The organism is Streptomyces sp. NPDC031274 (genome assembly GCF_055570235.1).
On the sequence record NZ_JBVIHP010000009.1, the window covers coordinates 73,158 to 91,572 of the forward strand.

Annotated in this window: 17 protein-coding genes; 8 read left to right on the forward strand and 9 right to left on the reverse strand. The window is 72.1% G+C overall.

All coding sequences use genetic code 11. The annotated features are described in order from the left end of the window. Positions 1–29 precede the first annotated feature (29 nt). From ACZ5CR_RS16550 to ACZ5CR_RS16575, 6 genes are all read left to right on the forward strand, one after another. Positions 30–2,015 carry an LpqB family beta-propeller domain-containing protein gene (locus tag ACZ5CR_RS16550; RefSeq protein ID WP_468858229.1) on the forward strand — a complete coding sequence of 662 codons (1,986 nt, stop codon included), beginning with the start codon at positions 30–32 and terminating at the stop codon, positions 2,013–2,015. Continuing rightward, on the forward strand, positions 2,012–2,935 hold the full coding sequence (locus ACZ5CR_RS16555) for a S66 peptidase family protein (protein WP_468857920.1): 924 nt from the start codon (positions 2,012–2,014) through the stop codon (positions 2,933–2,935). The genes ACZ5CR_RS16550 and ACZ5CR_RS16555 overlap by 4 nt, the downstream gene beginning before the upstream one ends. 303 nt (positions 2,936–3,238) lie before the next feature. After that, the gene (locus ACZ5CR_RS16560) at positions 3,239–4,972 is read left to right on the forward strand and encodes a CocE/NonD family hydrolase (RefSeq protein ID WP_468858231.1); all 1,734 of its coding nucleotides are present in this window, start codon (positions 3,239–3,241) and stop codon (positions 4,970–4,972) included. A 166-nt stretch (positions 4,973–5,138) separates the two neighbouring features. Next, the gene (locus ACZ5CR_RS16565) at positions 5,139–5,384 is read left to right on the forward strand and encodes a LapA family protein (RefSeq protein ID WP_468857922.1); all 246 of its coding nucleotides are present in this window, start codon (positions 5,139–5,141) and stop codon (positions 5,382–5,384) included. A 38-nt stretch (positions 5,385–5,422) separates the two neighbouring features. After that, positions 5,423–5,995, forward strand: a complete 573-nt coding sequence (locus ACZ5CR_RS16570) for a GNAT family N-acetyltransferase (RefSeq protein ID WP_468857924.1) — start codon at positions 5,423–5,425, stop codon at positions 5,993–5,995. Between the two features lie 82 nt (positions 5,996–6,077). After that, a complete protein-coding gene (locus tag ACZ5CR_RS16575) occupies positions 6,078–8,057 on the forward strand; it encodes a DUF5107 domain-containing protein (RefSeq protein WP_468857925.1) in 1,980 nt (659 codons plus the stop codon). A 43-nt stretch (positions 8,058–8,100) separates the two neighbouring features. On the opposite strand, the gene ACZ5CR_RS16580 is transcribed toward ACZ5CR_RS16575, so the two are convergent. The 6 genes from ACZ5CR_RS16580 to ACZ5CR_RS16605 form a co-directional block, all read right to left on the reverse strand. Continuing rightward, positions 8,101–9,396, reverse strand: a complete 1,296-nt coding sequence (locus tag ACZ5CR_RS16580; protein WP_468857927.1) for an amidohydrolase family protein — start codon at positions 9,394–9,396, stop codon at positions 8,101–8,103. A 44-nt stretch (positions 9,397–9,440) separates the two neighbouring features. Then, positions 9,441–10,724: an amidohydrolase family protein gene (locus ACZ5CR_RS16585; protein ID WP_468857928.1), complete on the reverse strand. Its 1,284-nt coding sequence runs from the start codon at positions 10,722–10,724 to the stop codon at positions 9,441–9,443. Between the two features lie 181 nt (positions 10,725–10,905). Then, complete coding sequence (locus ACZ5CR_RS16590) at positions 10,906–11,601, reverse strand: GntR family transcriptional regulator (protein WP_468857930.1); 696 nt, start codon at positions 11,599–11,601, stop codon at positions 10,906–10,908. A gap of 63 nt (positions 11,602–11,664) precedes the next feature. Further along, positions 11,665–12,018 (reverse strand): VOC family protein, encoded by a 354-nt coding sequence (locus ACZ5CR_RS16595; RefSeq protein ID WP_468857931.1) that lies wholly within the window; start codon positions 12,016–12,018, stop codon positions 11,665–11,667. Positions 12,019–12,061: 43 nt separating this feature from the next. After that, positions 12,062–12,187, reverse strand: coding sequence for a hypothetical protein (locus tag ACZ5CR_RS16600; RefSeq protein WP_468857933.1), 126 nt, complete (start codon positions 12,185–12,187; stop codon positions 12,062–12,064). A gap of 117 nt (positions 12,188–12,304) precedes the next feature. After that, the gene (locus tag ACZ5CR_RS16605) at positions 12,305–13,405 is read right to left on the reverse strand and encodes an enolase C-terminal domain-like protein (RefSeq protein ID WP_468857935.1); all 1,101 of its coding nucleotides are present in this window, start codon (positions 13,403–13,405) and stop codon (positions 12,305–12,307) included. Between the two features lie 324 nt (positions 13,406–13,729). On the opposite strand from ACZ5CR_RS16605, the gene ACZ5CR_RS16610 reads away from it, so the two are divergent. After that, positions 13,730–15,577 (forward strand): transketolase, encoded by a 1,848-nt coding sequence (locus ACZ5CR_RS16610; RefSeq protein ID WP_468857936.1) that lies wholly within the window; start codon positions 13,730–13,732, stop codon positions 15,575–15,577. Between the two features lie 6 nt (positions 15,578–15,583). On the opposite strand, the gene ACZ5CR_RS16615 is transcribed toward ACZ5CR_RS16610, so the two are convergent. Beyond that, complete coding sequence (locus tag ACZ5CR_RS16615) at positions 15,584–16,162, reverse strand: hypothetical protein (protein ID WP_468857937.1); 579 nt, start codon at positions 16,160–16,162, stop codon at positions 15,584–15,586. Between the two features lie 135 nt (positions 16,163–16,297). On the opposite strand from ACZ5CR_RS16615, the gene ligD reads away from it, so the two are divergent. Further along, positions 16,298–17,260 carry a non-homologous end-joining DNA ligase gene (gene ligD / locus ACZ5CR_RS16620; protein ID WP_468857939.1) on the forward strand — a complete coding sequence of 321 codons (963 nt, stop codon included), beginning with the start codon at positions 16,298–16,300 and terminating at the stop codon, positions 17,258–17,260. A gap of 23 nt (positions 17,261–17,283) precedes the next feature. Here ligD and ACZ5CR_RS16625 read toward each other — a convergent pair whose 3' ends face one another. Together ACZ5CR_RS16625 and ACZ5CR_RS16630 are read right to left on the reverse strand one after the other, a co-directional pair. Further along, complete coding sequence (locus ACZ5CR_RS16625; protein ID WP_363312340.1) at positions 17,284–17,454, reverse strand: hydrophobic protein; 171 nt, start codon at positions 17,452–17,454, stop codon at positions 17,284–17,286. Between the two features lie 127 nt (positions 17,455–17,581). Next, positions 17,582–18,391, reverse strand: a complete 810-nt coding sequence (locus ACZ5CR_RS16630) for a class I SAM-dependent methyltransferase (protein ID WP_468857941.1) — start codon at positions 18,389–18,391, stop codon at positions 17,582–17,584. Positions 18,392–18,415 lie beyond the last annotated feature (24 nt).

Below are 18,415 nucleotides of genomic sequence, written 5' to 3' on the forward strand. Positions count from 1 at the left end.
AACTGATCATGGGGGAAGAGAAGGACATGATGGAGACCCAGGCTTACGGATCATGGCCGTCACCCATCGACGCGGCGCTCGCCGCGGCCCACGACGGGTCCCCGGCCCATGTGGGCTTCGTCGGGGGCGAGACGTGGTGGACCGAGCCGAGGCCCGCCGAAGGCGGCAGGCGTGCCCTGGTGCGGCGGCGTCCGGACGGCGCCGAGGAGTCCGTGCTGCCCGAGCCGTGGAACGTACGCAGCCGGGTCATGGAGTACGGGGGGCGTTCATGGGCCGGAGCCGACGCACCGGACGGTCCGCTGATCGTGTTCGCGAACTTCTCGGACCAGCGCCTGTACGCGTACGAGCCCGACGCGCCCGGGGCCGCGCCGCGCCCGCTGACCCCGCTCTCCGATGTGGGCGGCGGCCTGCGGTTCATCGATCTGTGCGTGCACCTGGACCGACGCGAGGTCTGGTGCGTCCTGGAGGAGTTCACCGGTGAGGGGCCCACCGATGTGCGGCGGGTCGCCGTCGCCGTGCCGCTCGACGGCTCGGCGGCCGACGACCGCGCGGCGGTGCGCGAACTCTCCGACCACCGGCACCGGTTCATCACCGGGCCCCGCCTCTCGCCCGACGGCACTCGCGTGGCGTGGATCGCCTGGGACCACCCCCGGATGCCGTGGGACGGCACGGAACTCCTTGTCGCCGGGGTCCGCGAGGACGGCACGTTCGGTGCCCCGCAGGTGTTCGCGGGCGGCCCGGAGGAGTCCGTCGCACAGGTGGAGTGGGCGAGCGACGGTCGGCTGCTGTTCGCGAGCGACCGGACCGGGTGGTGGAACCTCTACCGCGCGGACCCGGTGAACGGCGGGCACGAAGACCCGATCTGTCCGCGCCAGGAGGAGTTCGCAGGGCCCCTGTGGCAGGTCGGCTCCGGCTGGTTCGCGCCCCTGGACAGCGGACTGATCGCCGTCGTGCACGGCAAAGGCGCCACCGCGCTCGGCGTGCTCGACCCGGAGACCGGCGAAGTCGTCGACGCGGCGGGCCCCTGGACGGAGTGGTCGGCGACCGTCGCGGTGAACGGCACACGCGCCGTCGGTGTCGCGGCCAGCCCCCGCAGCGCGTACGAGGTCGTGGAGCTGGACACGAGCACCGGCCGTGCCCGGGTGATCGGAGCCGCACACGACGACCCGGTGGACACCGCGTACTACCCCGAGCCGCGCATACGCACCTTCAGCGGACCGGCGGGCCGCGAGATCCACGCGCACGTCTACCCCCCGCACCACCCCACCCGCGTCGCCCCCGACGAGGAACTCCCGCCGTACGTGGTGTGGGTGCACGGCGGTCCCACCAGCCGCTCCCCGCTCGTACTCGACCTGGAGATCGCCTACTTCACCTCGCGCGGCATCGGCGTCGCCGAGGTCAACTACGGCGGCTCGACGGGCTACGGCCGCGAGTACCGCAACCGCCTGCGCGAGCAGTGGGGCATCGTCGACGTGGAGGACTGCGCGGCCGTCGCCCTCGCCCTGGCCGACGAGGGAACCGCCGACCGCGACCGCCTCGCGATCCGCGGCGGCAGCGCGGGCGGCTGGACCACGGCGGCCTCGCTGACCACGACGGACGTGTACGCCTGCGGCACGATCATCTATCCGGTCCTCGACCTCACGGAATGGGCCGCGGGCGGAACCCACGACTTCGAGTCCCGGTACCTCGACTCGATGATCGGGCCGTTCGACGAGGTGCCGACGCGGTACGTGGAGCGCTCGCCCGCGGAGCACGCCGACCGGGTCAGCGCGCCCTTCCTGCTTCTGCAAGGGCTTGACGACGTGATCTGTCCGCCCGAGCAGGCCGAGAGGTTCGTCTCCGAGCTCGAAGGGCGGGACGTGCCGTACGCCTACATCGCCTTCGAGGGAGAGGGGCACGGATTCCGCCGCGCGGACACCCTGATCAGGGCTCTGGAGTCCGAACTCTCCCTGTACGCCCAGGTGTTCGGTCTTGACCTGTCCGGTGAAACCCCCACCCTGGAGCTCTCCAAGTGACCCCCCTGATACGGCCCGCTCGGCTGACCCCCGGCGCGCGGGTCGCCGTCGTCGCGCCCAGCGGTCCCGTCCCGGAGGACCAGCTCCAGGCGGGCCTGGACATCCTGCGCGGCTGGGACCTGGAACCGGTCGTCGCCCCTCATGCCCTGGAACGGCACCCGCGGTTCGACTACCTCGCGGGCACGGACGCCGACCGCGCCCGTGACCTCCAGGAGGCGTGGTGCGACCCTTCCGTCTCCGCGGTGATCTGCGCGCGCGGCGGTTACGGCGCACTGCGGATGGTGGAGTTGCTCGACTGGGCGGCGATGCGGGCGGCGGGCCCCAAGGTCTTCGTCGGCTACAGCGACATCACCACGCTGCACGAGGCGTTCGCGGCGCGGCTGGGCCTCGCGACACTGCACGGCCCGATGGTCGCGGCCCTCGACTTCCTCAAGAACACCCGCGCGCAGGAGCACTTGAGGGCCACGCTCTTCGAACCGGAGCAGGTCCAGGTGATCGCCTCGGGCGGGACCGCTCTCGTGCCGGGCCGCGCGCGGGGCGTCACGCTCGGCGGCTGCCTCTCCCTGCTCGCCTCGGACATCGGCGCTCCCGGGGTGCGCGCGTCGGCGCGGGGCGGCCTGCTCTTCCTTGAGGACGTCGGCGAGGAGGCCTACCGCCTTGACGGCTATCTCACGCATCTCGCGCGCGCGGGGTGGCTGGAGGGGGTGAACGGGGTCGCGCTCGGCTCGTGGGTGAACTGCGATCCGTACGACACGGTGCGGGCGCTGCTCCTTGACCGGCTCGGCGGGCTCGGGGTGCCGATCGTCGAGGAGTTCGGGTTCGGGCACTGCGACGGGGCGTTGACGATTCCGTTCGGCGTGGCGGGTGAACTGGACGTGGACGCGGCGACGTTGACGCTGGATGTGCCCGCGCTGGTCTGAGGAGCACGCCCGGACGCACCCTCCTCGCGAAAATTCCGTCAACTGCCGTCCATCGCCGTCAACTGCCTTCAGCTGCCGTCAACCGTCGGCGAGAAACTCCTGTCCTGGGCGTTGACCGGCACCTGACACGTGTCACAACATGACCTCGGGCCGGTTACTTACCGGTCGGTAGCCGGTTGTCCTCAGCGTGGAGGTCTCGTGCCCCGTCGTACCGCGTCCCGTCGTACCGAGCCCCGTCGTGGTGCCGTCTCGCGTACTCGCACTCGTACTCGCGCACCGCTCGCCCTCGCCGTCGGTGCCGCGCTGGCCGCGCCCCTGGCGCTCGCGGCACCCGCACCCGCGAGCGCCACCGGACAGTTCACCGTCACCCCGTTGAAGTTCACGGTGGAAGCGGGCGGCAGGAGCTGCACCGTCGACGCCGACCTCTACCGTCCGGCCGGAGTGGACGCCGCGCACCCCGCGCCCGCCGTCCTGACCACCAACGGCTTCGGCGGCAGCAAGTCGGACGGCGGGACGGCGGCCACCGGGAAGGCCTTCGCCGAGCGCGGCTACGTCGGGCTCGTCTTCTCCGGACTCGGCTTCGGCAAGTCCGGCTGCCTCGTCTCCCTCGACGACCCGAAGATCGACGGCAAGGCGGCCTCCGGGCTCGTCGACTTCCTCGCGGGCAAGCGCGCGGCCGACGACGGCACGACCATCGACTACGTCACCAAGGACGCCGAGGCCGATCCCCGCGTCGGCATGATCGGCGGTTCGTACGGAGGGGCGATCCAGCTGGCGACGGCCGCCGTGGACCGCCGGGTCGACGCCCTCGTACCGATGATCACCTGGAACGACCTGAGCTACTCGCTCGACCCGAACAACGCGTCCGACCGCAGCGTCCCCGGCGCCTCCAAGTGGCAGTGGATGAACGGCTTCTACCTCATCGGCGAGGGCCAGCCGCTCCTCGAACCGAGCCTCGACCCTTCCCGCATCAACTCCCTCACCTGCCTGCACTTCGTCACGAAGGCCTGCGAGACGATCCGTACGCTCAACTCGGGCCGCTATCCCGCCGACAAGACCGAGGCCCTCCAGGAGTACGCGCGCAGCGTCTCGCCCGTCTCGTACCTGCCGCAGGTCAAGACGCCGACGCTGCTGATCCAGGGGCAGGTCGACAGCCTGTTCAACCTGAGCGAGGCGCAGGCGACGTACGAGACACTCAAGGCGCAGGGCACCACGACGAAGATGATCTGGCAGTCCGCGGGCCACAGCGGCGGCCTCAGCGACGCGGCGTCCGGTGAACTCAACATGTCCGAGGGCAACCTGGAGACGAGCTACGTCGGCAAGCGCGTCCTGTCGTGGTTCGACCGCTACCTCCGCAAGAACAAGGGCGCCGACACCGGGCCCGCCTTCGCCTACCATCAGGACTGGGTCCCCGCCGACAGCGGACCGAACGGCTCCTACGCCACCGCCGCCAAGGTGCCGTCCCTGAGCCAGAAGCTGTACCTGTCCGGCGACGGCAAGCTCGTCGACAACCGCGAGAAGGTCGCGCGCGGCAGCCGTGAGTACCGGAACTGGCTGATCCCCACGAGTCACTCCGAGAGCTCCCTCGCCGGGATCATCGGCCTGCCCGACCCCGCGCCGCACGACACCAAGGGCACCTACCTCGACTGGACGAGCGAGCCGCTGACCGCCCCGGTGGATGTCGTCGGCTCCGCGAAGGCCACCCTCAAGGTCGTCTCGCCCAGGACCGAGAGGGTGCAGAACTCCGGCGACGCGGCCGACAAGCTGGTCCTCTTCGCCAAGCTGTACGACGTCGCGCCCGACGGCAAGAAGACGCTGGTGCACCGGCTCGTGTCGCCCGTGCGGGTGCCGGACGTGACGAAGCCGTTCACCGTGTCGCTGCCGGGGATCGTGCACCGGTACGAGGCGGGGCACACGTTGCGGTTCGTGGTGGCGGCGAGCGACGACGCGTACGCGGGGAACCGGGGCGTGAAGCCGGTGACCGTCACCAGCGCGCCCGATGACACCGGGGTGCTCCAGCTGCCTGTCGTGCGCTGACCCTCCCGGAGGGCTCTCCCGGGACTCTCCCGGGGCTCTGCCGTGAACTCACCCGTACGGCCCACACCCCCACCCCGGAGGGGCGTCCACCGCGCGCGAACCCCGTCCAGCTGCCCATGCTGGACGGGGAAGGCCGGTCGAAGCTCCGACGGAAGGGTGTCCACGTATGAGTCCCAACACCTCCACGGGCGGCTCCAAGAGCAGCTCGGGCGGCGGGGGCGTCATGACGCCCGGCAGGATCGTCGTCGCCGTGATCGCCGTCCTCACTCTGGTCTTCATCTTCGAGAACACCCGCCACACCAAGATCAGGCTGCTGATCCCCGAGGTGACCATGCCTCTGTGGGTGGCGCTGCTCGGCACCGGCCTGATCGGCGCGCTGTGCGGGGCGTACTTCGTCCGGCGGCGCAGGTGAGGGTGCTGACCTGCGCGGGGAGCGGCTAGCGTGGCCGGATGCCCGACAGCACCGACCGTACTGACAGGACAGACAGCACCGACAGCACCGTTCACCTCGCCGAGGGGCCTCGCGTAGGCATACGTCCCTACACCTACGCCGACGGCCCCGAGTTCACCAGGCGTGCGCGCGAGAGCCGGGAGCTGCACAGCCCCTGGCTCTTCCCGCCCACCACGGACGAGGCGTACGCCATGTACGCGGGCGCGCTCATCGAGGGCCGGGGGAAGGCCGGGTTCCTGGTCTGCGAGCGGGAGGGCGGCGCCATCGCCGGGTTCATCAACATCAACAACATCGTCGAGGGCGCCTTCCTGTGCGGTGCGCTGGGATACGGCGCTTTCGCGCACGCGGCGGGCCGGGGTCTGATGAGCGAGGGGATCGGGCTCGTCACGCGGTACGCATTCGACGTACTGAAGCTGCACCGCCTGGAGATCAACGTCCAGCCCGGCAACACCGCGTCGATCGCGCTCGCCCGCCGCTGCGGCTACCGTCTCGAGGGCTTCTCGCCGGACTTCCTCCACATCGACGGGGCCTGGCGCGACCACGAACGATGGGCGCTGACCGCCACGGAATAGATGTGCCGCTCGGACGGACAGCGCGGCTTTGCGCAATCCTGACCGGGATAGCCCCTGGTCGGGACGGCGTCGACCGTGTTCCATGGTGATCGTGACGACCACCGTGCGACGTGACGTACTGACGCTGCCCGCCGCCCCGTTGGGCCCCGAGAACCCCCTGCCGCCCCTGCGGCCGCTGCGCGAAGCGCACACACTGGACGAGCGCGGCAGAGAGGGGCTGCCACGCGACATGGCGCGGCAGCTGGGGTACGAGCCGCTGCGCGGCATCCTGCCCACGCGCGTGCTCGACGGGTACGGACGCGAGCGGACCGACACGACGCTCGACACCCTGGTCATCGAGAACGACCGGCTGCGCGCCACCGTCCTGCCGGGCTTCGGCGGCCGGGTCCACTCCCTCTTCCACAAACCGACAGGCCGCGAACTCCTCTACCGCAACCCGGTGTTGCAGCCCGCGGCCTTCGCGCTCAACGGCGCCTGGTTCTCCGGCGGCATCGAGTGGAACATAGGCGCCACCGGCCATACGACCCTGTCCTGCGCCCCGCTGCACGCCGCACGCGTGACGGCGCCCGACGGCGGCGAGATGCTGCGGCTCTGGGAGTGGGAGCGGCTGCGGGACGTGCCGTTCCAGGTGGACCTGTGGCTCCCCGAGGACTCCGACTTCCTGCACGTCGGAGTGCGGATCCGCAACCCGCACGAGAAGGCGGTTCCGGTCTACTGGTGGTCCAACATCGCCGTGCCCCAGGAGCGCAGGGTCATCGCCCCGGCCGACGAGGCCTGGCACTTCGGGTACACGGGCGGTCTGCGCAAGGTGCCGGTGCCGAAGACCGACGGGGTGGACCGGACGTATCCGCCCCGCAGCGAGTACGCCGCCGACTACTTCTACGACGTACCGGACCGGGCGCGCCGCTGGATCGCCGCGCTCGACGGCGAAGGAAACGGCCTCGTCCAGACGTCGACCGACCTGCTGCGCGGCCGCAAGCTCTTCGTGTGGGGTTCCGGCACGGGCGGGCAGCGCTGGCAGGAGTGGCTGACGGAGCCCGGCACCGGCGGGTACGCGGAGATCCAGGCGGGCCTCGCGCGGACGCAGCTGGAGCACGTACGCCTGGACGCCGAGAGCGAGTTCGCGTGGCTGGAGTCGTACGGACCGCTGTCGGCGGAGCCAGGACCGGTGCACGGCGACGACTGGCGGGCCGCGCGCGAAGAGGTGCGGGCGCGGCTCACGGACGCGTTGCCGCGGGCCGCGGTGGAGACGGCGTTCGACGCGTGGCGGCCGTGCGCCGACACCGAGCCGGGCGAGGTGCTCGCCACCGGGTCCGGGTGGGGCGCGCTCGAAGTCCTGCGCGCGGACTACAAGGTGCCGGGCACGCCGTTCGCCGAGTCCACGCTGGGCCCCGAACAGGCGCCGTGGCTGGAGCTTCTGCACTCCGGGGCCGTTCCCGAGCCGCGCCGGGTGGCGCCGCCGGGCCCGACCCTGGTCGCCCCGCACTGGCGGGACATGCTGGAGACGGCGCCCGCGCGGCCGGTCGCCGAGTATCACCTGGGCGTGGCCCAGTGGCATGCGGGCGACCGTGCGCAGGCGGTGCGCAGCTGGGAGCGCGGGCTCGAACTCGCCCCCTCGCGCTGGCCGTTGCTGCGGTGCCTGGCGGTCGCCGATCAGGACTCGGACCACATCGAGCGCGCCGCCGACCGGTACGCGGAAGCCTTCGACGACCTGTGCCAGGAGCGGCGCGACGACGGTGTCCTGTGGACGTCCGTGAGCGCCTCCCTCGGCAGGGAGGCCATAGGCGTCCTGCTCGCCGCCGGACGCCAGGCGGTGGCACGCGGAGTGTGGGAACGCCTGCATCCGTCCACGCGCGCGGAGGGCCGCTTCCGCCTCGTCGAGGTCCAACTGCTTCTGGCGGAGGGGCGGAAGACCGCGGCGCGGGCGGTCTTCGACGAGGGCTTCGAGGTGGCCGACCTGCGCGAGGGCGCCGAAATCCTTGGCGAACTGTGGCGCGCGGTGACCGACGAGGAGGTGCCCGCCCGGTACGACTACCGGATGCGGGCCGCTCCGGAGGAGTGAAGGTACCTGGGGGGGGCGGGGCAGCCGCCCCCCCAGGAGCCGGTTACGCCAACTCGCCGTTCCTGGCCACGACACGGCCGCCGTGCACGACCATGTCCCGCTGTGGCATGTCCACCAGGACCTGCGGCAGGCACTCCCCGCGTACGAGGATGAAGTCGGCCGGGGCGCCGGGCTTCAGGTCCGCGTGGTCGAGGCCCATCACATCGGCGCCGCCGTGCGCGCCCACGTTGTAGCAGTCGGTCAGTTCGTCGTCCAGGCGGACGTCGGTGACCCAGCCGAGGATGTGCGCGCGGTGCAGCATGTCCGCGTTGCCGAACGGGCTCCACGCGTCGCGCACCCCGTCCGAGCCGAGCCCGACCCGCACTCCGTGCTCGCGCAGCTTCGCGATCGGCAGGACGAGGGACTCGTTCGGCGCGACCGTCGTCAGGGAGATGTCCTGCTCTCCCAGGTCGGCCGCCATCTTGCCCAGGTCGGTGTCGGAGAGGTTCGGCAGGCAGAAGACGTGGCTGACCGTGACCTTGCCGCGCAGGGAGAGGGCCTTGGTGCGGTCGATGATCGCCCGCAGGACCTCCGTGCCCTTCTCGTCGCGGTCGTGCAGGTGGATGTCCACCCCGACGCCGTGGCGGTCGGCGAGACCGAAGACCAGGTCGAGCTGCTCGTCCATCGCATGGTCGAAGCTGATCGGATCGATGCCGCCGACCAGGTCGATCGAGCCGGAACGGGCCGCCTCCTCAAGGAGTTCCGCCGTTCCGGGGGTCCGGATCACGCCGTGCTGCGGGAAGGCCACGATCTGCACGTCGAGGGCGTCGCGCAGCCGCTCGCGGGCCGCGTTCACGCCCTCGACCCCTGCCAGGTCGTAGGCGGGCGCCACGTCCACGTGGGCGCGCATCGCGCGGGTGCCGCGGGTCACGGCGTGGGACATCAGGCCGTACGCGCGCTCGCCGACGGGCCGCTGCTGGCTCTTGAAGATCTCCACGTCCTGGGCGCAGTAGTCGGCGATGCCGCTCGCCGGCTTCCGCGAGACCCAGGAACTGCCCCATGTCGTCTTGTCCGGATGGATGTGGGCGTCCACGAGCGAGGGCAGGGCGACGCGCCCGCCGCCGTCGATCACCTTGGCGCCCTTGGGTGCCCGGTCGTCCGTGATCCGGCCGTCGACCACCGTCAGGTCCACGGGGTTCTTCGCGCCGAAAGGACGGACGTTACGGAACACGACGGCCTTGGGGTGCTTGCCGTCGCCGTGGGGAGCGGCGGCGGCCGGGGTGGCGGCCGAAAGAGCGGCGCCGGTACCCGCGAGGGCTGCGGCACCGGCGAGTACGCCGCGACGGGAGAGGGGCGTCATGGAGGTCTCCTTCAGAGGTGGGGGACTCGGTGGCTCGGTCGGGTTCAGAGCGCGATGCCCGAACGGACCACGCGTACGGGCTTCTTGAGGACCGTCACGTCGGACAGCGGGTCGCCGTCCACGAGGAGCACGTCGCCGGCGAAGCCGCGCGCGAGGCGGCCCGCCGTGCGGTCGAGGCCGAGCAGCTTCGCGGCGCCCGTGGTGGCCGTGCGGATCGCGTCGAGCGCGGAGAGCCCCGCCGCGTGCATCAGCTCCACCTCGCGGCCGATGGGCTTGATCTTCCCGCCGGACGAGTCCGTGCCGGCCGCGAGCGGCACGCCGAGCTCGTGCGCGGCGAGCACGGCCCGCTTCAGGACCGGCAGGTACTGGCGCCCGCGCTCCGCGAGCACCGGGTCCGACGACTCGGCGAGACCGGCGATCGCGGTGAGGGTCGGCGTGAAGTACGTTCCCCTGCGCCGCATCTCGTGCAGCGTGCGCTCGCCGACGAAGGCGCCGTGCTCCAGCGAGCGGATGCCCGCCATGACGGCGTCGTGGCAGCCCTTCTCGCTGTAGCTGTGGCAGAGCACGCCCTTGCCGCCGCGCCGGGCCGCCGCGACCACGGCGGACAGCTGCTCGCGGTCGTACACCTGGGCCAGCGGATCCTGCTCGGGCAGGCCCGCCCGCTCGTTGACGCGGGTCTTGATGACGTCGGCGCCACGGGCGAGGTTGACCTCGACGACGCGGCGCAGCGCCTGGGGCGAGCGCACGCCGTCACGCAGCTTGGCCAGCGGGGTCAGCTCCGGGTCGGCGAGGATCGTGTCGCCCAGGTCGGGCGTGACGAAGATTCCGGCGGCGCGCAGCCGCGGTGCCTGCTCGGGTGCCTCACGGGCCAACTGCCGTACGGCGATGTCCTGGTAGAAGTTGGTCGAGCCACTGCGGGCGCTGGTCGCGCCGAACCGCACCGCGTCGCGCGCCTCGGCGGCGGTGTTGAGGTGGATGTGGGCCTCGACGAGTCCGGGCAGGATCCAGTGCCCGTGCGCGTCGAGCACCTCGGCGCCTTCGGGCACATCGGCCCGGCCGCGCCTGCCCGCCGAGCGGACGACGCCGTCCACGATGACGACCACCGCGTCCTCGGTCACCTCTCCGGTCGCGGGGTCGAGGAGTGTGCCGCCCTCGATGACCAGATCGCCACCGGCCTGCCCCCGCCTCTGCCCCTCGCGCGCGGCGGCGTTCGCCTGAGGCGCGGTGGCGGTCAGCGCGGCCGTGGTCCCGGCGAGCGCGGCCGCACCCGCGAGGACACCACGCCGGGTGAGCCGGGAGGAGGGCGGAGGGATGGACTCGACGCACATGGGGCTGCTCCAGGGCGGGTTGCGGAGGGAACGCGTCCGGAGTTTGTATACCAAGCTGGAGTGGCCCGCAAGGAGGGGCGAGGGAATGTGCGGGTTTGTGCAGGGTGCAGCTCAGAGTGATGGTGAGGTTCGGGGTTTTTGGTATACAGCGCGTTCCGGTGTGAAGAGGTGCTCTTCGCTGTTAAGAGGTGCTCTCCTCGAAGAGCGACCGCAGCGCCACCACCTGGCTGTCCCGTACGTGCAGCAGCGTGCTCGCCGCCGCCGTCTCCTCGTCGCCCGACGCGATCTGCCGGTAGATGAGGTCGTGCTGGGCCCGCATGTGGTCCGGCTCGACCCGCATGCCGAACAGGAGCTGGAGCTGCCAGCTCAGCTGCTCCATCGTGCGGGCGAGGAGGGGATTGCCGGAGAGGGTCACGATGCCCTCGTGGAACGCCGTGTGCGCGGCGACCTCGCGCGGCCCGTCGTCCACGTCCGACGCCTGCTCCGCCTGGCCGAGCGTGGCCCGCAGCGCGGCGAGCCCCGGTGGCTCATCCGGCGCGCTCGCCGCCACCCGGCGCGCGGAGAGCCGGGACGCCTGGACAGCGAGCGGCTCCCACACCTCGTACAAGTGCCGCACATCGGCGGGTTCCAGGCGCCGGACCCGCACCCCGCTGTGCGGAAGCAGCTCAAGGAGGCCCTCGGCGACCAGCGCGCGCATCGCCTCCCGCACGGGGACCCGCGACATCCGCAGCTCCTCGGCGACCTCGCGCTCCACCAGGCGCGCGCCCAGCGGATAGCGGCGGTCCACGATGCGCTGCCGGACGGCCTCGCGCGCCTGGGCGCTCAACGAAACCCGTTCCGCACCGCCCGCCGTACCGCCCTCCCTGCTGCCCGCCACGTGCACCGTCCTCCGTTCGGCCTGCCTGCCGTGGAGGATACGGGGCGGGCCGGGCGGAGTGGTTCAGCTCTCGGCGCGCCGGTCCACGTACTCGAAGACCGTGCCGTCCGGGTGCATCGCGATGAGGTTGCGACCCGCCGGGGTCGCGATGGGGCCCGCGACGACCTTGGCGCCGGACGCGTTCAGAACGGCGTACGCCTCGTCGACGTTCTCCACGGCGATCGTCGCGGAGACCTTCCGGAGGATCTCGATCTCCTTCTCGGGCCCGCTCATCAACAGGAAGCAGCCGATCGCCGCGACGGACACGCCCCCACGCTCGAAACGCTGCGCGGGGCTGCCCGAGAGACGTTCGTAGAAGGCGACCGAGGACTCCAGGTCCTCGACGCAGATGCGCAGCGTGGTTCCCAGGATTTCCATACCGGCGAGCCTAGTTGGCCGGGCCCCCATCCGTGATCGTTTCCTAGGACTTCCGGGACTTCCACCCCGTGGCGGCCACCACATCGGCCGCGATGTCCCCGATCTGCCGCCCGTCCGTCGCGACGCGGTGTGTGCCGTCGGCCGCGTGCTCCTCCGGGCGCCGGGCCATGAACGCGCCCCCGCGCAGCTGCTGTTCGAGCTCCGAGCCCAGCTCACGGGCGGTGAGCCGCTCCTCGCCGGTGGCGTCGGACGCCGTGAGGAGTACGCGGATGAGGCCCGCGCCCCCTCATGCGACCCGGTACTCCTCGACTTCCTCCGTGCGCCGCAGCTCCAGACCGTGGCCGATGCCGCCGTCGGGTCGGACGACGCCGCCCGTCGGGTCGAGGGCGCCGTCGAAGAACATCGACTCGACCCGCACATGGTCGTGCAGCCACTCGATGTGCCGCAGATTCGGTACGCACGCGGCGACCGCGGCATGCGCGTGCGGGGCGCAGCGGGCCGAGACCTCGATCCCGTGCGCCTGCGCGAGTGCCGCCGCGCGCAGCCACTCGGTCAGGCCGCCGCAGCGGGTCGCGTCCAGTTGGAGGCAGTCCACGGAGGGGATCATCCGCGCGAAGTACGAGAGGTCGTAGCCGTACCCGCCGGCCGCCACGTCGCAGACCAGCGCGTCCCGCGCAAGGGCGAGCCCCCGCAGGTCGTCCGAGGGCACCGGCTCCTCGAACCAGCCCACACCGTGTTCGGCGAGCACCCGGCCCACCCGGATCGCCTGTTTGCGGGTGTAGCCGCCGCTCGCGTCGACGTACAACTCGGCCTGCGCGCCGATGACGTCACGCGCGGTGCGCACCCGCAGCACGTCGCGGGCGGCCGCCCGGCCCCAGGCCTCACCGACCTTGATCTTCACGCGGGGTATGCCCTGGCCGTGCACCCAGCCGTTGAGCTGGGCCGCCAGATGCGTGTCGTGGTACGTCGTGAAGCCTCCGCTCCCGTAGACGGGGACCTCGTCGCGGGCCGCGCCCAGGAGACGTACGAGCGGGATCTCCAGGAGGCGTGCCTTCAGGTCCCACAGGGCGATGTCGATCGCCGACATGGCGCACGAGGCGGCACCGGGGCGGCCGGTGTCGCGGATCGCCTTCGTCATCGCCGTGTGCGCGGCGGGGATGTCGAGCGCGTCGAGGCCCGTGACGGCCGGGATGAGCTGCTCGGCCATCAGGGGCACGGTGGCCGCGGGTGCGTAGGTCCAGCCCGTGCCCGTCGCGTCTCCCGCGGTCACCTCGACGATCACGATGGTCGTGCTCTCCCAGGCGAGGGTGCCGTCCGCCTCGGGGGCGTCCGCGGGCACCAGGTAGGCGGACATGGCCGGGATTTCGATGGGCACTGCGTCCTTCATCGGGACCGTCCTGGATCGCGAGCGGGGGGGAGATGGGGGTGGGGGCCGCGGGGGAGGAGCGGCATCGGATCGCGCCCCGTTCACCTGCGGCGGCGCCTCGTACGGGTATCCCCGGGCCCGGCGGTCAAACGGCGTCCGCGTCGGGCCGGGCCGCCGGATTCCGGGGGAGTCCGGCGGGGTTCGGCTGAGTTTGACGGCGGTGCGCCGGGGCAATCGGGAGGTCCCGCGTGCCAGGGTCGTCGGGAGGACGCGCGCGGAAGGAACCGGCGGCCGACGCGGCCGGCGGACCGCCGGCCGCGAGCCCGCACCCAAGGAGGAGCCGCCATGACAAGCAAGGAAACCGCCCCGCTCGCCAGGCAGCTGCGGGTCGACTCCGTCCGGGCCGCGGATGCCGCGGGATCCGGGCACCCCACCTCCTCGATGTCCGCGGCCGACCTGATGGCGGTGCTCCTGGCGCGCCACCTGCACTACGACTTCGACCGGCCCGACCACCCCGGCAACGACCGCTTCATCCTCTCCAAGGGACACGCCTCGCCCCTCCTGTACGCGGCGTACAAGGCGGCGGGCGCGGTCACCGACAGCGAGCTGCTGACCTTCCGCAAGCAGGGCAGCCGCCTGGAAGGGCATCCGACGCCCCGCCGCCTTCCGTGGGTCGACGTCGCCACCGGCTCCCTCGGCCAGGGGCTCCCCGTCGGCGTCGGCATGGCCCTTTCGGGCAAGCGGCTCGACCGGATCCCCTACCGGGTCTGGGTGCTGTGCGGCGACAGCGAACTGGCGGAGGGCTCGGTGTGGGAGGCCGTCGAGCACGCGGGGTACGAGCACCTGGACAATCTGACCGCCATCGTCGACGTCAACCGCCTGGGGCAGCGCGGCCCCACCCGCCACGCGTGGGATCTCGACGCCTACGCCCGCCGTCTTACCGCCTTCGGCTGGCATGTCGTCGAGATCGACGGCCACGATCTGGACGAGGTCGAGCGCGCCTTCGGGGAGGCACGCTCGACCACCGGGCAGCCCACGGCGATCCTCGCCCGCACCGTCAAGGGCAAGGGCGTCGCCTCCGTCGAGGACCGCGAGGGCATGCACGGCAAGCCGCTGCCGGACGCGGAAGCGGCGATCGAGGAGCTGGGCGGCGTACACGACGTGCGTGTCGAGGTGCGCAAGCCCGCCGCCGCGCGGGCACTGCACGCGACGCGCACCGGCCATCTGGAGCTGCCGCGCCACGAGGTGGGCGACTTGGTCGCCACCCGCACCGCCTACGGCCAGGCGCTCGCCGCGCTCGGTACCGCGCGCGGCGACGTCGTGGCCCTCGACGGGGAGGTCGGCGACTCGACGCGGACCGAGTACTTCGGCAAGGAACACCCCGAGCGCTACTTCGAGTGCTACATCGCCGAGCAGCAACTCGTGGCCGCCGCCGTGGGGTTGGCGGCCCGCGGCTGGGTCCCGTACGCGTCGACGTTCGCCGCCTTCCTCACCCGCGCCCACGACTTCATCCGCATGGCGGCGATCAGCGGCGCGGGCATCAACCTCGTCGGCTCCCACGCGGGCGTCGCCATCGGCCAGGACGGTCCTTCCCAGATGGGCCTCGAAGACCTGGCGATGTTCCGCGCGGTGCACGGCTCGACGGTCCTCTACCCGTGCGACGCGCACCAGACGGGGCAGCTCGTCGCGCAGATGGCGGGTCTCGACGGCGTGCGGTACTTGCGTACGTCGCGTGGGGACACGCCCGTCGTCTACGGGCCCGGCGAGGAGTTCCCCGTCGGCGGCTCCAAGGTCTTGCGTTCTTCCGACGCCGACCGGCTCACGCTCGTCGCGGCGGGCGTGACCGTGCACGAGGCGCTGACCGCCGCCGAGTCCCTGGACCGCGAGGGGATCCAGGTGCGGGTCATCGACCTGTACTCGGTCAAGCCCGTCGACCGCGCGACCCTGCGCGAGGCCGCCGAGCGCACCGGCTGCCTGCTCACCGTCGAGGACCACCGTCCCGAGGGCGGCATCGGCGACGCCGTGTTCGAGGCCTTCGGCGACGGGGGCCCGGTGCCGCGCCTGGTGCGGCTCGCGGTGAACACGATGCCGGGCTCGGCGTCCCCCGACGAGCAGCTGCACGCGGCCGGCATCGACGCCGAGTCCATCGCGGCGGCGGCCCGACTGCTCGTGGAGCAGGCGGTCGTACGGTGAGGCCGGTCAGTGCCGCTCGGGATCCGGGGACCGCTCCTTGGACGTGGACCGCTCCTTGGACGTGGGCCGCGCCCTGAACGTGGACCGCGCCCTGAACCAGGCGTTGGCCGTGGGCCGGAACATCAGGACCATCGCCCCGAGCACCGCGCTCAGATGCAGCACGCGGCTCGCGCCGAACAGTACGTCCACCACTCCCAGATCCCGGAAGGCGTCCCCCAGGGTGTGCCCGTCGGCCAGCCACCGCACGGGCTCGATCACCAGGGACAGCGTGCCGAGGACTCCGAGCCCCACGGCGAGCGTCAGACGGGCCCAGTTCCGGCCGCGGCGCAGCTGGACGGCGAGCAGAACGGCCGCCGAGAAGACGGTCATCCGCAGGAGGAGGCCGCCCGCGATCTCCCCTGCGGAGGTGTCGCCTTCGGCGACAAGACGGCCGACCATGAGCACCGTCTCGAAGAAGCCCGCCACGACCGCGGTGATCCAGAGTGCGAACGCGGCGTGGACGGGCGGGGGAGCGGCGGCGGGTTCGCCACCGCCCGACCGCTCCCGTACCCGGTGCCCGGGAAATCTCCGCGTTCCGTTCGCCATGGCGCGCCTCGCTCACTACGGTCCGACCTGAACCGTCTTTCTGAATCCTTCCGGCGTACGCGGCCCGGGGCACGCCTGTCGGCCCCCGTCCTCAGGTGTTGTCAGCACCCCTGTGCAGCATGAAAGGAACCCCACATGACCAGCGCACGAACGCTGCGGGCGGGACGCCGCACCGTACAGCTGCACCGCCCCGACAAGGTCCTCTTCCCTGCCGAGGGCGAGGGCGCCGAGGGTGAGGGCGGAGGCGGGGGCGGCTCGGCGGGCTATACGAAGGGGGACCTCGCCGACTACTACCGGGCCGTCGCCCCGTTCATGCTGCCCCACCTGCGCGGCCGACCCCTGATGCTGGAGCGGCACCCGGACGGCGTCGGCGGGCCCCGCTTCATGCAGAAGGACACTCCCGACCACTACCCGGACTGGATCACCCGGGCCGAGGTCGCCAAGGAGGGCGGCACCGTCACCCACACCGTGTGCGACGACACCGCCACGCTCCTCTACCTCGCCGACCAGGCCTGCCTCACTCTGCACCGCTGGACGTCCAGGGTCGGCGGCGTCGGCGGTGTCACCCATCCCGACCGGCTCGTGTTCGACCTCGATCCGGCCAAGGACGACTTCGGCCAGGTGCGCGAGGCGGCGCGGCTCGTGGGTGAGCTGCTCGACCACATCGGCCTGCCGTCCGCCCTGATGACCACGGGCTCACGCGGCCTGCACGTCATCGTGCCCCTGAACGGCCGCCACGACTTCGACGACGTACGCGCCTTCGCCAAGGACGTCGCCGAGACCCTCGCCCGGGCCCGCCCCGAGCAGCTCACCACGGCCGCCCGCAAGAAGGACCGCGGCGACCGCCTCTACCTCGACGTGCAGCGCAACGCGTACGCGCAGACCGCCGTCGCCCCCTTCTCCGTCCGTGCCAGGCCCGGCGCCCCGGTCGCCGTGCCCGTCGCCTGGGACGACCTCGACGACCCCGCGCTCGGGGCGCGGCGCTGGAGCATCGCGGACGCAGCAGAGCAGGCCCGCACCGATCCCTGGGCGGGCCTGCTGCGTTCGGGGCGCGCCCTGGGACCGGCGCGCCGCAAGCTGCGTGCGTTGAGCGGATGAGTACGGCTACCACCGTGCGACGGCTACCACCGGTACCAGCGAGACCTCGTCCCGGTCGCCGTCGTGCTGCGCATCAGGAACCCGACCAGCCAGATGACCAGCACGGCGATGGCGACCCACCAGAGAATCTTCACGGCGAACCCCGCACCGAAGAGCAGCAGGGCCAGCAGAAGGACGAGCAGAATAGGAACCATAGTGTCTTACCTCCTGCTACCCCGGGTATCCCCAACCAGCCGCTCTACGCAGGGAATTGAGAACCTGTGAGTGACGCCACGCGATAGGTGGGGCAGACGTCACGCGCTTCCCGCCGGACGCCACACGTCACTTCCGGCAGAGGATCTCTCCGTGCAGCACGGCGAACCAGCCGTCGTCGCGCTCTCCCCACTCCCGCCACGCGTCGGCGATCGCCCGCAGCTCACCGGCGTCGGCGTGCCCGCCGTCGACCGCGAGTCCGGCGTACGCGGAGGCGACCGTGCGGTCCGCCCAGAGCCCGCTCCACCAGGCGCGCTCCTGTGCCGTGCTGTAGCACCAGGTGCTCGCACTCGCGGTGACGTCGTCGAAACCGGCCTCCAGCGCCCAGGACTTGAGACGGGGGCCCGCGTCCGGTTCGCCGCCGTTGGCGCGGGCCACCCGCCGGTACAGGTCGAGCCAGCCGTCCATGACGGGGGAGTTCGGGTACCAGCTCATCGCCGAGTAGTCCGCGTCGCGTGCGGCGACGATGCCGCCCGGCGCGCAGACGCGGCGCATCTCGCTCAGGGCGCGCACCGGGTCGCCGACGTGCTGGAGCACCTGATGTGCGTGGACGACACAGAAGGAGTCGTCCGGGTAGTCCAGGGCGTGTACGTCGGCGACGGCGAACTCCACGTTCCCCAGGCCCCGTTCGGCCGCCGTCGCGCGGGCGCGGTCCAGGATGCCGGGCGCGTGGTCGACGCCCGTGACATGGCCGTCGGGGACGAGCGCGGCCAGGTCGGCGGTGATGGTGCCCGGGCCGCAGCCGATGTCCAGGATTTTCATGTGCGGCTTGAGTGAATCGACGAGGTAGGCGGCCGAGTTGGCGGCGGTCCGCCAGGTGTGGGAGCGCAGGACGGACTCGTGGTGTCCGTGCGTGTAGACGGCGGTCTCCTCCGGCATGACGGGAACTCCTTCACGTTCGCT

Coding starts and splice junctions, on each gene's coding strand:
- ACZ5CR_RS16550 (WP_468858229.1), top strand. CDS start 30: ATGGAGACCCAGGCTTACGGATCATGGCCGTCACCCATCGACGCGGCG.
- ACZ5CR_RS16605 (WP_468857935.1), bottom strand. CDS start 13,405: ATGAAGGACGCAGTGCCCATCGAAATCCCGGCCATGTCCGCCTACCTG.
- ACZ5CR_RS16575 (WP_468857925.1), top strand. CDS start 6,078: ATGGTGATCGTGACGACCACCGTGCGACGTGACGTACTGACGCTGCCC.
- ACZ5CR_RS16630 (WP_468857941.1), bottom strand. CDS start 18,391: ATGCCGGAGGAGACCGCCGTCTACACGCACGGACACCACGAGTCCGTC.
- ACZ5CR_RS16570 (WP_468857924.1), top strand. CDS start 5,423: ATGCCCGACAGCACCGACCGTACTGACAGGACAGACAGCACCGACAGC.
- ACZ5CR_RS16595 (WP_468857931.1), bottom strand. CDS start 12,018: ATGGAAATCCTGGGAACCACGCTGCGCATCTGCGTCGAGGACCTGGAG.
- ligD (WP_468857939.1), top strand. CDS start 16,298: ATGACCAGCGCACGAACGCTGCGGGCGGGACGCCGCACCGTACAGCTG.
- ACZ5CR_RS16600 (WP_468857933.1), bottom strand. CDS start 12,187: ATGGCCCGGCGCCCGGAGGAGCACGCGGCCGACGGCACACACCGCGTC.
- ACZ5CR_RS16625 (WP_363312340.1), bottom strand. CDS start 17,454: ATGGTTCCTATTCTGCTCGTCCTTCTGCTGGCCCTGCTGCTCTTCGGT.
- ACZ5CR_RS16585 (WP_468857928.1), bottom strand. CDS start 10,724: ATGTGCGTCGAGTCCATCCCTCCGCCCTCCTCCCGGCTCACCCGGCGT.
- ACZ5CR_RS16565 (WP_468857922.1), top strand. CDS start 5,139: ATGAGTCCCAACACCTCCACGGGCGGCTCCAAGAGCAGCTCGGGCGGC.
- ACZ5CR_RS16615 (WP_468857937.1), bottom strand. CDS start 16,162: ATGGCGAACGGAACGCGGAGATTTCCCGGGCACCGGGTACGGGAGCGG.
- ACZ5CR_RS16580 (WP_468857927.1), bottom strand. CDS start 9,396: ATGACGCCCCTCTCCCGTCGCGGCGTACTCGCCGGTGCCGCAGCCCTC.
- ACZ5CR_RS16610 (WP_468857936.1), top strand. CDS start 13,730: ATGACAAGCAAGGAAACCGCCCCGCTCGCCAGGCAGCTGCGGGTCGAC.